This is a genomic window from Parapedobacter defluvii (genome assembly GCF_014642075.1).
In the GTDB taxonomy this organism is placed as follows: Bacteria; Bacteroidota; Bacteroidia; order Sphingobacteriales; family Sphingobacteriaceae; genus Parapedobacter; species Parapedobacter defluvii.
On sequence record NZ_BMIK01000008.1, the window covers coordinates 108,948 to 124,827 of the forward strand.

General features: G+C 47.4%; 14 protein-coding genes. 9 read left to right on the forward strand and 5 right to left on the reverse strand.

Features of this window, described 5'->3' with window-relative positions:
• Positions 1 to 19 precede the first annotated feature (19 nt).
• The 5 genes from IEX60_RS12925 to IEX60_RS12945 all read left to right on the forward strand — a co-directional run bounded on the left by IEX60_RS12925 (position 20) and on the right by IEX60_RS12945 (position 5,113).
• Complete coding sequence (locus tag IEX60_RS12925) at positions 20 to 805, forward strand: glycosyltransferase family 2 protein (protein ID WP_188751273.1); 786 nt, start codon at positions 20 to 22, stop codon at positions 803 to 805.
• A gap of 191 nt (positions 806 to 996) precedes the next feature.
• Entirely contained in the window at positions 997 to 1,980 is a 984-nt protein-coding gene (locus tag IEX60_RS12930) for a glycosyltransferase family protein (protein ID WP_188751274.1), read from the forward strand.
• Positions 1,981 to 2,031: 51 nt separating this feature from the next.
• Positions 2,032 to 2,529: a SixA phosphatase family protein gene (locus tag IEX60_RS12935; RefSeq protein ID WP_188751275.1), complete on the forward strand. Its 498-nt coding sequence runs from the start codon at positions 2,032 to 2,034 to the stop codon at positions 2,527 to 2,529.
• A 40-nt stretch (positions 2,530 to 2,569) separates the two neighbouring features.
• Positions 2,570 to 4,576 (forward strand): thioredoxin domain-containing protein, encoded by a 2,007-nt coding sequence (locus IEX60_RS12940; RefSeq protein WP_188751276.1) that lies wholly within the window; start codon positions 2,570 to 2,572, stop codon positions 4,574 to 4,576.
• A 39-nt stretch (positions 4,577 to 4,615) separates the two neighbouring features.
• Positions 4,616 to 5,113 carry an FKBP-type peptidyl-prolyl cis-trans isomerase gene (locus tag IEX60_RS12945; RefSeq protein WP_188751277.1) on the forward strand — a complete coding sequence of 166 codons (498 nt, stop codon included), beginning with the start codon at positions 4,616 to 4,618 and terminating at the stop codon, positions 5,111 to 5,113.
• A 3-nt stretch (positions 5,114 to 5,116) separates the two neighbouring features.
• On the opposite strand, the gene mnmC2 is transcribed toward IEX60_RS12945, so the two are convergent.
• Together mnmC2 and IEX60_RS12955 are read right to left on the reverse strand one after the other, a co-directional pair.
• Complete coding sequence (gene mnmC2 / locus IEX60_RS12950) at positions 5,117 to 5,791, reverse strand: tRNA (5-methylaminomethyl-2-thiouridine)(34)-methyltransferase MnmC2 (RefSeq protein WP_188751279.1); 675 nt, start codon at positions 5,789 to 5,791, stop codon at positions 5,117 to 5,119.
• Entirely contained in the window at positions 5,781 to 7,061 is a 1,281-nt protein-coding gene (locus IEX60_RS12955) for a replication-associated recombination protein A (RefSeq protein ID WP_188751281.1), read from the reverse strand. The genes mnmC2 and IEX60_RS12955 overlap by 11 nt, the downstream gene beginning before the upstream one ends.
• 154 nt (positions 7,062 to 7,215) lie before the next feature.
• Between IEX60_RS12955 and IEX60_RS12960 the strand changes: the two genes are divergently transcribed.
• The 4 genes from IEX60_RS12960 to IEX60_RS12975 all read left to right on the forward strand — a co-directional run bounded on the left by IEX60_RS12960 (position 7,216) and on the right by IEX60_RS12975 (position 12,750).
• Positions 7,216 to 8,352 (forward strand): tetratricopeptide repeat protein, encoded by a 1,137-nt coding sequence (locus IEX60_RS12960; protein ID WP_188751283.1) that lies wholly within the window; start codon positions 7,216 to 7,218, stop codon positions 8,350 to 8,352.
• Positions 8,353 to 8,435: 83 nt separating this feature from the next.
• Entirely contained in the window at positions 8,436 to 10,565 is a 2,130-nt protein-coding gene (locus IEX60_RS12965; RefSeq protein ID WP_308420751.1) for a carboxy terminal-processing peptidase, read from the forward strand.
• 27 nt (positions 10,566 to 10,592) lie between these two features.
• A complete protein-coding gene (locus IEX60_RS12970; protein WP_188751286.1) occupies positions 10,593 to 11,975 on the forward strand; it encodes a sulfatase family protein in 1,383 nt (460 codons plus the stop codon).
• A gap of 28 nt (positions 11,976 to 12,003) precedes the next feature.
• Positions 12,004 to 12,750, forward strand: a complete 747-nt coding sequence (locus tag IEX60_RS12975; RefSeq protein WP_188751288.1) for a rhomboid family intramembrane serine protease — start codon at positions 12,004 to 12,006, stop codon at positions 12,748 to 12,750.
• 152 nt (positions 12,751 to 12,902) lie between these two features.
• Here the strand turns inward: IEX60_RS12975 and IEX60_RS12980 are convergent, their stop codons facing one another.
• Genes IEX60_RS12980 through IEX60_RS12990 form a run of 3 tightly spaced genes read right to left on the reverse strand, consistent with a single transcriptional unit; the run spans position 12,903 to position 15,807 of the window.
• On the reverse strand, positions 12,903 to 13,814 hold the full coding sequence (locus tag IEX60_RS12980; RefSeq protein WP_188751289.1) for a nucleotide-diphospho-sugar transferase: 912 nt from the start codon (positions 13,812 to 13,814) through the stop codon (positions 12,903 to 12,905).
• Positions 13,811 to 14,455: an O-methyltransferase gene (locus tag IEX60_RS12985; RefSeq protein WP_188751292.1), complete on the reverse strand. Its 645-nt coding sequence runs from the start codon at positions 14,453 to 14,455 to the stop codon at positions 13,811 to 13,813. The genes IEX60_RS12980 and IEX60_RS12985 overlap by 4 nt, the downstream gene beginning before the upstream one ends.
• The gene (locus IEX60_RS12990) at positions 14,452 to 15,807 is read right to left on the reverse strand and encodes a flippase (RefSeq protein ID WP_188751294.1); all 1,356 of its coding nucleotides are present in this window, start codon (positions 15,805 to 15,807) and stop codon (positions 14,452 to 14,454) included. The genes IEX60_RS12985 and IEX60_RS12990 overlap by 4 nt, the downstream gene beginning before the upstream one ends.
• Positions 15,808 to 15,880: the final 73 nt, after the last annotated feature.

Here is a 15,880-nt window from a genome sequence, read left to right on the forward strand (position 1 = left end):
GTTGCAAACGAATAACAAATTGAAAACAAACCATCAATTATCCATCATTACGGTCAATCTTAACAATAAAGAAGGGCTTTCAAAGACATTGGCATCCATTGCTAATCAATCTTGTCAGGACTTTGAATACATTGTAATAGATGGTTCCTCTACCGACGGAAGTGTAGCGTTAATGCAGAATACTTCTTTTATCGACAGGTGGATTTCGGAAAAGGACACGGGAGTATACGATGCAATGAACAAAGGCATCGCATTGGCAACAGGCAGTTATTTGCTTTTTCTCAACAGCGGCGATCAGCTGTTCGATCATACGGTTATTGAAAATGCAATGCCGAAACTTACGGGGGAGGCCATTATTTACGGTAACCTAAAGCAAGTATGGACCGATACGTATAGGATCCATTATTTTCCTGAAAAATTGACGTTTGGGCATTTTTTGAACCAAACAATCGGACACCTTTCTACCTTTATCCGCAGCGATTTATTTGAAAAATATGGATTATATGAAACCGAATACAAAATTGTCGCTGACTGGGCCTTTTTTACCAAAGTTATCGTAAAGGAAAACGTGTCTGTTAAGTATATCCCCGACGTTGTTGGTACATTCGATATGAATGGGATGAGCTCCGATCCGGTAAATTTTGAGCAAATTAACCGCGAACGCCGGCAATTTCTGCGGAAGCATTTTGGGCGTTTTCTCGACGACTATGAACAGCACGAACACACACTGCAAATCCTGAAAAGGATACAATCATCGAAAGGATTTCGTTGGTTGAAAGCGTTGGGTGTGAAAAAGTTTCAGTAGTTAAACCTGTTCAGAAAAGCAACGCCCGTTGGCGGTGATGCATGTCCGAATGATTTGCTGTACGAACTCAATATTATGTAATTTTCGCGTTGCAAACCTTCCCTTTGGCCTGTTGTTTGTGCCCCTATTAAGCAGAATTCACCAAATTGCTTTTGTGAGGACGAGTATTGCAAGCGAAAAAAACAGTATTGGTGGGTATCTACTCCTTAGACCGCGTCGGCGGTGCGGAGTTGTATACCTGTGATCTCATCAAACAATTAAAACAGCGAGACGATGTAGATGTGGAGTTCTTTGCCATGGTACAAGGGAGGTTGTCCGACTATGTCAGGAATGAACTTGGTGTACGTCATTTGAGCAAAGAACGTTACGACTTGATCCTTACCACGCACAATGTTACCGTAGACGCATTGCGTGGAAAAGGTCCGATTATCCAAATTTGTCATGGTGCGATCCTTGAGCTGGAATTTCCCTCGATATATGCAGATTATCACGTAGGAATTTCCAGAGAAATATGCGATAGTTTAGATAGCAAGGGCTTCCCAAACCGATTGGTGCTTAATGGGCTTGACCTGGAGCAAAAGCGGCCGATGACCCCTCCCAATGAACAGTTAAAGAAGGTGCTGTCGCTTTGTCAAAGTGAGGAGGGCAACGCAATGTTGCAGAATGTGTGCAACAAATTAGGGTTGGAATTCGTGTCGTTCCACAAGCATATAAACCCGAATTTCACAATTGAACGGGAAATCAATAAAGCCGATATGGTGGTGGGGATTGGGCGTTCCATCTACGATGCAATGGCCTGCGGCCGTCCATGTGTCGTCTTTGACTATCGGGTGTACAACGGCAACAAAGGGGATGGGTACCTGTATCCGGACTTATTTAATTCGTTTGTGCAGGCTAATTGTTCCGGTCGTTTCCGGAATCATATATATACGGAAAACGAGTTGGCAGCAGAATTTGAAAAGTATAATGCCTGTGACGGCGAACGCCTTCGAGAAATCGCTGAAGAGAAACTGGATGTTGTGGCATCTGCCGATGTCCTGCTGAATATACTCGACCGAATATCGCCTGAGGTAAAACAAAAGAAAAAACGTCGTATTTTCAAGGCGGAATTTAAACGCTTTCGCAAATCATTTAAGCGAGGCCTCAAGAAAATGGTAGGTATACGCACCGTTTAAGGGTGAACTTTGTAAATGTCCGATGGGCATGATTATTGTAACCATTTTCCCATGGCTAGGGATTTGTTCGTGATCAGACATGCAAAATCAGATTGGAGCTTCGACGTCAGCGACTTCGATCGGCCCCTTAACACGCGCGGATTTACGGACGCCCCGAAAATAGCGGAACGATTGAAGGCATACGCGACCAAGCCAGAATTGTTGGTGAGCAGCCCTGCAAAACGAGCTTTGACTACTGCGCAATTATTTGCAAGCCAATTAGAAATACCGATTGGTGCCATCCAAACCGATGCCCGTATTTACGAAGCGTTGCCCGCAACCCTGCTGAAGGTCATTGGTGAGTTTGACGATCGCTACCACAGTGTTGCCCTTTTCGGGCATAATCCGGGGCTTACGTTGTTAATCAACTACCTTACCGATGAGCAGATTTATAATCTCCCCCCATGTGGATTGGTACATATCCGGTTCGATAGCGCTGACAATTGGGCGTCCATTAGCGGCGGCTTAGGCAGTCAGCTATGGTTTACCTACCCGAAGCAGGAAGCATAGCGCATCCCATAAAAAATAAAAAGCTTACCTTTACCTCCACATGGCTAATCGGCTCCATAACGAAACGTCCCCCTATCTGTTGCAACATCAGCATAATCCCGTTGAGTGGTATCCCTGGGGAGAGGAAGCATTAGCGAAAGCCCGTGCAGAAAACAAATTAATTATTGTCAGCATCGGCTATTCAGCCTGTCACTGGTGCCATGTGATGGAGCGCGAAAGTTTTGAGGACGAAGACATCGCTGCGGTGATGAACCGGTATTTCGTATCCATCAAAGTAGATCGCGAAGAGCGGCCGGATATCGACCAGCTTTACATGATTGCAGTGCAACTCATGACCAACCAAGGAGGATGGCCGCTCAACTGCATTTGCTTGCCGGACAGTAGACCGATTTATGGAGGCACCTATTTCAGGCCGGCCGACTGGAAAAACGTACTCCTGCAGCTGGCCGAAATGTGGCGGGAACAACCGGAGGTGGCAATAGATTATGCGCAACGGCTCACCGAGGGCATCCAGCAGAGTGAACAACTGCCGATAAGCAGGATTCCCGAAACCTATAGCTTACCCGATTTGGAAGCCATTGTCTCGCCGTGGCGGCGCCTTTTTGACAAGGAGGAAGGTGGGCATAGACGCGTACCTAAATTCCCCATGCCCAACAATTGGTTGTTTTTGCTGCGGTATGGTGTGTTGACAAAAGATCCTGAAATCATAGAACAGGTACATCTTACCTTACGGAAGATTGCTTCCGGAGGTATTTATGATCATGTAGGAGGAGGATTTGCGCGGTATTCGGTGGATGGCCGGTGGCATATCCCGCATTTTGAAAAGATGCTCTATGACAATGCTCAATTGGTCAGCCTGTATACGGAAGCATGGCAGCACCGGCCTACTGAACAGTATAAACGGGTGGTAACCGAAACACTGGAATGGGTGCAGCGCGAAATGACCAGTCCCCAAAGGGGGTTTTACTGTGCACTAGATGCCGACAGCGAGGGAGTAGAAGGAAAGTTCTATACCTTCCAAAGGGCTGAAATTGAGCATGTATTGGGTGAAGATGCCGAATTATTTATTCGCTACTTTGGAGTTACCGAAACCGGAAACTGGGAAGAGGAACATACGAACGTGCTGAAAATCGATGTCGATGCAGACAAAATGGCACAAGAAGCGGGTTTTTCCGCCGAGGAATGGAGTACTTATCTAGCAGCGGGCAAACAAATGCTGCTAGATTACCGAAACAAACGGGTGCGACCGGGCCTGGACAATAAGCAGCTGACCTCTTGGAATGCATTGATGCTTAAAGGGTTTGTTGATGCATTTCGCGTATTTGATGTATCGGAGTACCTAGATTGTGCGTTGAACAACGCAGCATTTATCCGTCAATACCTCTATGCCGATGACGGAGGGCTGTTGCATCAACCGGCGACAAATGGTAAGTTACTTAGGGGGTTTCTGGATGATTATGCTTTTTGCCTAGAAGCCTATGTCGCACTCTATGAAGCGACGTTTGACGAAACCTGGTTGTACGAAGCAAAACGTTTATTGAATTACGTGCTGGATCATTTTTATGACAGACCGACCACTTCATTCTACTACACTTCGGCGCTTGCCGAACAGCTTATCGCCCGTAAGCAAGAGGTAATGGATAATGTCATCCCATCTTCCACTTCAAGTATCGTAAGATCACTGAATAGGTTGGGCCTGATTTTTGACGAGCAGCGGTATACGGATGTTGCCTCACAAGTATTGGCCAATGTTGTTCCGCAGATGGCCGCATATGGCTCGGCATATTCCAACTGGGCAATTCAGTTACTAGAAGAGGTGTTCGGTTGTTATGAAATACTAATTACCGGACCAGGATGGCAGATGATACGGCGGGAATTGGATACTGCCTACATTCCCAATAAATTAATTTTGGGCGGAACAAATGAAGGCCTTCCTTTGTTAACAGGAAGGGTAAGGGATACGGTCCAGGCGTATGTGTGCCACGGTAAAACATGCAGCCTGCCTGTTGACAACGTCGACGCATTATTGCAATTAATTACACAATGATAACTGGGGCATTGTATGTCCCTCAATTTTAAAACAAAGATGACTATTGAACCCAACAGCGTTGTTACGCTGACCTACAAACTCCACACCGTGGAAAATGGAGAAAGAACATTCGTTGAAGAAGCTGGCCGGGACAATCCCCTGGACTTTCTGTTCGGTGTGGGCATGATGCTGCCAAAATTCGAAGAAAATATTGCCGGGCTTGAAGCCGGAGACACGACCGACTTTGAGCTGGCCGCAGAAGATGCATATGGCGAAATTAATGAGCAGGCAATTGCTACGCTGCCCATTGATATGTTCAAGGAAAGTGGTGTTCCCGCCGTGGGGCAGATTCTACCTTTGCAGGATAACCAGGGGAATCAATTCCGGGGTAAGGTGACCGAGGTAAGCCCGGAAGTGGTAGTGGTTGACCTGAATCATCCAATGGCGGGTCAAAATCTGCATTTTTCCATTGAAGTATTATCCGTACGTGAAGCAACGGCAGATGAATTGGCACACGGCCATTCGCATGGTCCAGATGGCTCGCATCATCACTAATTATTAAATTTTAATGGCTCGGAGCATTTCTCTCTTACCGGGTGCTCCGGGCACTTTTTCGACCGTAAAGCCCAGTTCCCTCAGCGTTCGTTTCAAATGTCCTGTGATGGCATAAGTTACAAATACGCCCTCCGCTTTCAAAAAGCCGGCAACGTGCTGTAACGTTTCCGCTGTCCACATTTCCGGTTGCCGAACTGCGGCAAACGCATCGAAATACAAAATGTCAAACCGTTTATCGGTAGTAAACTGTAATATTTCCTGGTGTATGCCGGTTAGCAGGCAATCCGCGGCTAACGTTTGTGTGTTGTGCCAGCTATCCGTATACTGCGCAAGAAAAGAATACCATAAGCTGGATGATATATACTGTCCATAGCCGGTCTGTGCAACCATTTCTGCCGATAGCGGGTAGGCTTCAACGCCTACATAGTCAAGCTGAACGTCGACTCCCGCACAATAGTCGGCACTCAACAAAAAATTGAGCCCTGTACCCAGTCCGATTTCCAGCACGGACACCGCTTTCGGGTGGTTCAACTCCAAAAAATAAGACAATCCCATGCCGACAAAAACATGCTTGCTTTCCTGTACTGCACCATGCCGGGAGTGGTAGTGCTCGCCGATTCCGGCATGATACAGGGTTTTCGAACCGTCGCCCGTGATCACGAATGACTTAATATCCATATTTGTCTTTCCAGTTTTGCCGTAATTTTTCGCGTAGTTTTTCCTCGGCAGGATTTTTTCCCGGATCATAAAGTTTCGTGCCGCTCAGACTGTCAGGCATAAACTCCTGACTTACAAAATTTCCTTCGTAATCGTGGGCATACTGATAATCTTTTCCGTAATTCAACTGTTTCATCAGTTTAGTTGGGGCATTGCGGATGTGCAATGGAACAGACAAATCGCCCGTCTGCTTAACCAGGGCCTGTGCCTTGTTAATGGCTTGGTAAGCAGCATTGCTTTTGGCGGATGATGCCAGGTACGTAACGGTCTGCGAAAGGATAATGCGGGATTCGGGCCAGCCGATCACATTCACCGCCTGAAAGCAATTATTGGCAAGCAGCAGTGCATTCGGATTGGCGTTGCCGATATCCTCCGAGGCAAGAATAAGTAACCTACGGGCGATAAAGAGCGGGTCTTCCCCACCTTCAATCATACGGGCCAGCCAATACACCGCCGCATTCGGATCGCTACCCCGGATGGATTTGATAAAGGCCGAAATGATGTCGTAATGCTGTTCACCCGTCTTATCATAGATAGCCATGTTTTGCTGTACCTGCTTGAGCACAAAGTCATTGGTGATTTCCAGGGGTTGTTCTCCCGCAGCATTCACCACCAATTCAAGTACATTCAGCAGCTTGCGGGCATCGCCGCCTGAGAGCCGCAGTAAGGCTCCGTATTCTTTTACGGTAACGGACAGTTTGCTGAGGTATTGATCCTCCGATAATGCCTTGTCAATGATGCCCACCAGTTCGTCTTCCGTTAAATGTTCCAGTACGTACACCTGGCAGCGGGAGAGCAAGGCGGAGATGACTTCAAAGGAAGGATTTTCGGTCGTTGCTCCGATCAGCGTAACCAATCCTCTTTCCACGGCACCCAACAAGGAATCCTGTTGCGATTTCGAAAAGCGGTGTATCTCGTCGATGAACAGGATGGGTTGCTCCTGTTGAAAATTTTGGAGCTGTTCAGCCTTATCAATTACTTCCCGTACATCTTTTACGCCCGAGTTGATGGCGCTGAGGCTGAAAAAGGTTCGCTTTAGCTGCTTGGAGATGATAAAAGCCAATGTGGTTTTGCCAACACCCGGTGGCCCCCAAAGAATCATGGAGGGAATGTTGTTTTGCTGAATAGCGTTGCGCAACACAGCCCCTTCACCGATGATGTGCTGTTGTCCTACGTAGTCTTCAATCGTCGTGGGGCGCATACGCTCCGCCAAGGGAATCCGTGTTGCCATATTTTTTAGCAAAAATAATTAAATTGCTCGGTGTACGCAAGTCAAAAAAGTCGATTGAGCCTCCATAACGGCGGACGGAAACGTAACAGGATTGTGAGGTTATGTAGAAAAGTGAGGAAGAATTCTTATCTTAGTGCGCAGATTGGAATTTTATATGAAGTTAAAACAAGGGCTGTTTACCCACGTTATATGCTTTTGTTTCTTTTTGTGCGGTGTATTGAATTGCGGTTTTGCCCAGCAGCACGCGGATTTCTCCGGCGTGGTATCCAAATATGACAGTACATTTCGGGGAATAGGCCCCCCGGTCTATTTTCTCCCACCGCCGAAGTCAGCGGAGGAATTGCTGGATGATCGCTACGCCGAAAAGGAAATTGATTCAGCGATGGTGGAAGAATATGTCAGTAGAATGAAATATTACCACCGATTAGACATGACCGGAAACGGTCGTGTGTTGGCAAAATACATACCCGTTGCCGAAACCCAGACTTCCAGTATCGAAGGCAAACTATTGATGGAAATAGATCGTACAGGTGCGGTCGAACGGGCGGGAATACAGGCTGATACGGAAAATCGTTTGGCCATGGAATACGTTGCATTGGGGGCATTTGATTTGGCTGTTGAGTTTTTCGAAAAGGCAATGAAAGCCAAACAGGCGGCCGGTAACCAATTCGATTGGGAAACGATAGCACATAATCTTGCCGTAACATACGAGTATTTGGGACAACTGGATAAAGCACATGCCTTACGTCAGCAATTGTACGACCGGGCGGTCAAGAGCGGGAGCACTGCACGGCAGGCTGAAGCGCTCATGGAGCTGGCGCTCGTAAAGGCTAAAATGGGGTTTTCACCCGAAGCGGAGCGGGATATTATTCGCAAAGTAGTGCCGTTGTTCCGCAGGGCAAAAGATGAAGCTGGCCGTGCTTCTGCTTATCGCACGTTGGCCGATATCTATACCCTCCAACACAAATACCCTGAAGCCCAATGGTTTTTGGTGCAGGCCAAGACGATCGTTGACAAAGAGGGTATCATGGATCAGCTCCCCGAAATCATCTTCAACCTGGCGGAAACAAAGAAGCATTCGGGCAATCCGCGGGTGGCCATTGAAGAGTACAAAGTAGCAGACGACCTGGCAAAAAAAGATCATATCATGGGAATGCAGCTGGCCATTCAGGATGCACTGGGAAGCTTGTACCATCAAGCGGGCGACTACAATGGGGCAGCCTCGGCACTCAACCGATATGACACACTCAAAAATATCCTGTTCAAAGGGGAGAAACCTGTGGATAACTGACACCACCGGGAAACAAAATGAGAGGCAAGGGTGTACTATAGATTAGCAGTTTTTTGATTAAATTTAGCGGCTTAATTAAGAAGATGGAGAATATGTTGAAGAAAGTGCTTTTTGCACTGTTTGTGGTGGCGATAGCAGCCTGTGGGTCCAAGCCGAGAGTGAACCTCGATGCAGAAACCGGAGCCTTGAAACCAACGGCACAGCATGCCGTTATTGCAAAGGATGTGGTGGGGCTATTTGAATCGATAAGTTATAAGAAGGTACCTTTTAGTGATTCTATTTCGTCTGTGATTTTTGACAATCTGATCAAAGCGGTAGACCAAGGAAAGAACTACCTGATGCAGTCGGATATTGACGGATTTGAGCAGTATAGGAATTCATTGGGAGAAGATTTCCGGAATGGCGATCTGAGCGCGGCTTATCACGTGTTTAACGTGTATATGAAGCGTTACCTGGAACGGTTGGATTATGCCTTGACACAGGTCAACGCACCGCACGATTTTTCCGTAGACGAACAGTATATTTACAATCGAGAGAAAGAAGCGTGGTTTGCGTCGGAAGCAGAGGCAAACGACCAATGGCGCAAGCGGGTAAAATATGACTTGTTGAATTTACGGCTTAGCGGTGGTAGTACCGACTCAGCTACAGCTAAACAAAAGGAAACGTTGACAAATCGGTATAAGAATCTCATTTCGATGGCCAAAAAGACCGATAACAACGAGGCGTTTCAGGTTATTATGACGGCACTTACGGATGCAATCGACCCGCATACGAGCTATTTCAATCCTTATTTCGCACAGCGGTTTAACGAAGATATGGCCAATACATTTGAAGGCATCGGTGCCCGGCTGTCCATGGAAAACGAAATGGTGAAGGTGGCCGATATCATCGTGGGCGGGCCTGTATACAAAGAAAAGGCCTTGAAAATCGATGACCGTATCATTGCTGTTGCACAGGGAAAAGATGGGGAGTTTGAAGACATTATCGGCTGGAAACTGGATCATGCGGTGTCAAAGATTAAGGGCCCCAAGGGTACCATAGTGCGGTTAAAGGTAATTCCTGCCGGTGAAGAGCTTACTGCGGAACCCAAAATCGTATCACTCACCCGGGATCGGGTAGTGATTGAAGACGAATCGGCCAAGAGCGAAATCAAGGAAGTAAAGGGAGACGATGGAAAGACGTATCGTGTCGGCATTATCAGCCTACCCAAGTTCTATATTGATTTTGAGGCCTACCGTAAAAATGATCCCAATTACAAGAGTACTACCCGCGATGTCCGGCTGTTACTTGATTCACTGAAACAGAAAAATGTAGATGCTGTGGTGATGGACCTACGGTTTAACGGAGGGGGCTCGCTGCAGGAATCCATAGAATTGACAGGGCTGTTTATTGACAACGGACCCGTAGTACAGGTACGTGATACCCGGAACCAAGTCGAGGTAAACAGCGACCGCGAAAATGGCGTGGTATGGGATGGCCCGTTAGGGGTTATCATCAATCGCTTCAGTGCCTCCGCGTCTGAAATTTTCGCAGCAGCCATCCAGGATTATGGCAGAGGCGTTATTTTAGGATCACAGTCTTATGGAAAGGGGACCGTACAGTCCGCTATTGACATGAGCCGCGTGATCAGTCCTACCGATCGGCTGTTGCTGAAGGCACAGGCTGACGGCGATGACGGTCTGCCGGCCGGTGCACCCCAGTTCGGACAGATTAACATTACCTTAGCTAAATTTTATCGGATTACGGGTAGCAGCACCCAACACAAGGGGGTAGAGCCTGATATTGTATTTCCATCGTTGTATTCCGCTGAGAAATACGGTGAGAGTTCCGAGCCGTCTGCGTTGCCCTGGGATCAGATCAAAGCCACAGATTTTGCGCCGGTTGCCGATTTGAAGCCGATCATCACCCAACTCAGCAAAATGCACCAGGCCCGGATGGATAGTTCGCAGGCCTACAAATTTTTGCTGGAAGACATTGATACCATGCAGAAACAGGAATCGGAAACCAGTGTAACACTTCAAGAAGATAAATTGAAGAAAGAACGAGAGGATAGCCGATTGAAGAGTAAAAGCCGTACAGACGCGCTTCAACAGATGAATATGACCACCTCGTTGGGAGGGGTAGTTGCGCCTGATGTGAATGAGGGCCTCGATTTTATCCAAGAAGAAAGTTTATCCATCATGGCTGATTATGTAGCATTGGAAAAAAGATAGCAGTGGCGCGCTATCAGAAGTAAAGCCATGAATAGCCCATTGCCATTCTTGCTGTTCAGCATACTGACAACTGTGTCGGTGTATGCACAAACCGATCGGACAGTTTTGGATAACCGGCCAAACATTATCTTCTTGCTAACAGACGATCACCGGGCAGATGCATTGGGAGCTATGGGGAATCCCATCATCCAAACTCCCTACCTGGATGCCATGGCTAAAGCTGGCTACCTTTTCCGCAATGCCTATGTGACCACTTCGATCTGTGCGGTAAGCCGCGCCAGCTTGCTTAGCGGGCAGTATATGTCCAGGCATAAAATCGATGATTTTAGTACCGATTTTTCCGATTCAGCCCTTGCAAACACGTATCCGATGCTGTTGCAGAAAGCCGGTTATCACATCGGGTTTATTGGTAAGTATGGCGTAGGCAACCAGCCGCCTGGCGATCGTTTTGATTTTTGGTCTTGCTGGGAACACGGTCAGCCACCCTATTGGTTGAAAGACGGTACAGGAAATGATGTGCATCAAACCGACAGCATAGCGCGGGATATAATACGGTTTTTGGATGCGTATGGGGTGCAAAAGAAACCTTTTTGCTTGTCTGTCAGTTTCAAAGCTCCTCACGAACTTGATGGCGATCCACCTATATACCAGGTTCAGGAACGCTTCAAAAGCCGCTATGAACAGGATACGATTCCTCCCCAGCCAAATGGAGGGACCGAATCCTGGAAACGGACTCCTCCTTTTTTTCATAACGATGGCAATATTGCCCGCAAGCGTTGGGAGGGTTTATTTGGTACCGAGGAACAATACCAAACGAATGTAAAGAATTATTACCGGCTCATTACCGGAGTGGATGAAGTAGTGGGTAAACTGCGGGAAAAATTGGCTTCATTGGGCATTGATGACCGTACAGTCATCATTTTCATGGGCGACAACGGTTTCTGTTTGGGTAATCACGGCCTGCAGGGAAAATGGTTTGGGTATGAAGAATCGGTGCGCATACCGCTTATTATTTATGACCCTCGCAAATTGGTTGGTGACCAAGGTAACATTTCGCATATGGTGCTGAATATCGATATTGCACCGACCATCCTCGGATATGCCGGTGTGCCTGTTCCAGTAGCAATGCAAGGAGCGGATCTCAGACAAACGGCGTTAAAGGGGCGGCCTCCCCGAACGGATTTCTTTTACGAACATACCTTTATGGGAAGCCCCGGTATCCCGAAAGTGGAAGGTGTTATCGGCAACAGATACAAATATATGGTGTATGCGGAGTATGGCTACGAAGAGCTGTTTGATCTCAAACGAGATCCTTACGAGCTGAATAATGTTGCAGAGGATGAGGCCTATACAAAGCAATTGAAGCAGATGCGGACGCGCTATGCGTTGTTGAAACAGGCCGTTCAATGAGGCTCTTTCATCGGATAAAATAGATACTATGTTATTGCCTATTGGAGACGAGAATCACGACCGGAAATCATTTCCATTTGTCAACTATTTGTTAATCGGATTAAACATCTTTGTTTTTATATTTTTTCAGGGTTTCGGGTATAACATCCAATTCACATTTTCATATGCCACCATTCCCGCAGAAATCTTGACAGGTAGTGATATCGTCACCGATAATCAGCTCATTGTTGATCCGATTTCGGGTAAGTCTTTTGAAATGCCCGGATTACAGCCAACAGGCATTCCTGTGTTTTTAACGCTCATTACCTCCATGTTCATGCACGGTGGGGTAGGGCATTTGGCAGGGAACATGCTCTATTTGTGGATATGCGGAGACAATGTAGAAGATCGTTTGGGGCATTTTCGTTACCTTGTTTTCTATTTGCTATGCGGTGTGTTGAGTGGTTTAACCCACGTATTGAGTGTGTGGTTTTTCGGACAGGATCTTTTAACGCCGTGTTTGGGTGCATCAGGGGCTATTTCGGCAGTATTGGCGGGTTATTTGGTGCTTTTTCCACATAAGCGCATTACCTTCCTGTTGTTTTTCTTCGTTGTTTCGATCCCGGCTGTCATCGCAATTGGTCTATGGTTCCTGTTTCAGGTGAGCAATGGGCTCGGTGCATTGGGTGGTGAACAGGCAGGTGGTGTAGCTTATGCGGCACATATAGGTGGCTTCATTGCCGGATTGTTATTGGTGAACCGCTTTCGGCAACGTCTGCGTTACCAGCGTGTTTAAAAAACGAAAGGTTTCCAAACGGGGAGAATGGAAACCTTTACTAACCAATTATAAACCTAAATTATGATGAACAAAGATAATACACATTTTTGAAACAACTGCACTGTACTGTCCTGCCCCGATGCCCGGTGTGATGAAAAGTCAGTTAAGAGTTAAGACAGGAAATCTTTTGCTTTACGGATGAAGGGTTTTATGCGATAGAGTCCATCGGAAAGTTTGCGGATGAGCCGTTCGTCATACCGCTGATCCGCTACCACAAAAGGGTTTAATTGAAAGTCCTGTATATCGAGTTCATCGGTCTGCATATCGGCTATATCGGCTATTGCCTTGTGGGTGTGGGAGGCGTCCGTTCCGAAACCGATGTTTTTGATCAGATTCACGGCAGGTACAATGCTCAGACCCGAATTGATTGCGCGGGAAAAGCTCCATTGGTAGTCCCAGGTGTCTAAGCTCTTTTCAAAGACCTGTTCATAGAGGTACATCCGCCAGGCATAGGTACTACCTAAGAATCCCTTGAGTATCCCGGTGGCTTTGGCTTGGCGGTATTTTCCGGGCGACAGATCAAAATGCTTCCAGGCCCTGCGCCAACTGGCCCACCCCCATATGCCACCGTATTTTGAAAAAAAATAAGGGTACTGCGGGTCGGGTGTATAATGGCCGATGAAATTGGTGCCCGAAATCTGCATGATGCGGGTGTCATCCCGGTAAACATCCAGCATCTGCGCACAAAAAGGGAAGAAAGACAGGTGGGGAAGGCAGTCGTCTTCCAAAATAATGCCGTGCTCCTCGTGTTCAAAAAACCAGGATATCGCCTCGCTCACCGCGATCTTGCAACCTAGGTTTACAGGTCTGAACAACGTTTTTACCTCGCACTCCCAATCAATGCGATCGATCAGAAACTGACGTACATGGTCTACTTTCTCTTTTTCGCCCTGCACCTGTGGCCGGGGGCCATCCGAGGCAAGGTAAAGCCTGGCAGGGCGGTATCGGGCCACTTGTTCAAATACCCGCCGGGTGGTGTCCAATCGGTTAAATGTAATCAACAATACCGGTACATGACTCATATTGAAAAGCAGTTGGTGGACCGATAGAAAACACTGGTTTCTTTCCGATAGAAAAGGCCCGGGGAAATCCCGCTGAAAGGTAGCATCTTGAAGCCGGCCTGTTTGAGATAAGAGATTCCTTCTTGGAATTTATCCAATTCCGTGTCGTCGAAAATAATCACCCCTTGTTCACTGAGGGCATCAACGGCATGTTTGCAGCAATTATTGCGGTCGAATCCATCGATCAATATCACGTCGAATTTTTTTCCCTGTAATGTTGCCGCACGGCAATAATCGCCATCCACGGCACCTTCATAGTGGATCAGTGTGACGTTTTCAGCTTTGTCTTTCATCCCTGCAGCCAACCATTCGCGGTCATGCTCAGCCGAAGTGACGGAAGCTACCCGTTTCGAAAAATAACGGGTGGAATAACCCGAACCGTATTCGAACACGTGTAAAGTATCGGATAATCGTGGTTCCATAAAATCGATGAACGAGTAGGTAAACCAAGGCAAAGGTTGCCTGTTTTTATCCAGCGGTACGCGTGCCCGATAGGCTTCCATCCAGCCGATCTCCGCTAAATAGCCTTTCACACCGAATGAAAGGAGCGACCTGACCTTGCGCAAGCTGAACAAACTGCTTATCGGATAAATAAACTTCATTTTTTGATGGATTTGCGTGCTAAAGTACTCAATGTATTCCACAATATAAGCGCTTTGAGCATGGAAAAGCCATGCTGCCGGGTTTTGGGAAGGAGTAGTACTGAAAAAGTGGAAATAAAATAAGCTAAGAGAGTAGCTAATGCGGCACCGTTCATGCCATAGCGAGGCAATAGCCAAAGGTTGAGTAGAATATTCGCAACGGCACCGACGGCTGTACGCAGAAATGATATGCGTGTAAGGTTTTCAGCAATCAAGTATTGGCCGCTTGCGGTGCCCAGAAATACGAATACACCCGCCCAGATATGGATAGCAAGGGCAGGGGCACCGGAATGGAATTCGGGCCTGTTGGAATAAAGTAGTTGGTAAATCGTGGGTGCTGCGAAAGTGATAATCAGCGCAATACTCCCGCTGATCAATACCATGAGCTCGTAAAGTTGCTGTAGCCGCTTCTGATAGCGTGCCGGGTCATCACGCCGGGCGTGCATAAGCGCCGGGAACAGTGCCGCCACCAGTGCCATGGGGAAAAAATACCAGCCTTCGCTAAGGGTCACCACCGTGGTATACACACCCAGAGACGCTTTCCCCCAAAAAGCGTCCAACATGAGTTGGTCAATCTTCATATAGAGGGTTACAAATACCGAAGACAGGGCTAGGGGCCACGCATGCTTAAGAAGGTTCTTGGCTACCGTCAGATCAAACTTCCAATGGAAGGGGTTGTGGTGCTGCGCACGGTAAACATAGAGGTATCCAACCGATAGCAACACGGCGTCTCCGAGTAGCATCCAGATGAAAGCGTCTAAGGGCGCCTTACAGAGGATGAGGGTAAGTTTCACCAGCGCCGACAACAGATTGGCTCCGACCTGCACATACATGATATACTTGCCTTTGGCAATGGACTGGAAATAGCAGTCGATGATGTTGACAGATTGAGCTACGCACATGAACGATACGATGGTTACATAGTTCAACGGTGCTGCTGGGGGTTCGGGCGCGAAGTGGCTGATAAGTAGGTAAGCCAAATAAATCAAGGGGATGGCGGCAAGTCCCGCAAGTAGCCGCAGACGAAATGCAGAACCCAGGATGGTGTGGTGCTGCTGCGGATGCAACAGCAGCTGCCGGGTTACCAGGCTATCGGTTCCCAATGCACTTGCGGCTGCAAAAAAGGATATTAACGCAAGGGGGTAATTGAGAATGCCGGTTTGGGCATCGCCTAGGTAATTGGGGATCGCAATGGCTGTGATCAGCATCTTGATGAACAGGGATCCCACACGGGCCATCAGCAACCAACCGGTATTTTTCAGGTACTTGTCAAAGGCCTGCGCATCAAAACCGGGTAACGAAGGTAGCTTCATGAATGCTGTCGGTGTTTTGGCGCAAAGATAGGTGAATATTTAGTAAATTAACTAGTTTATGGCTGCGCAGCTC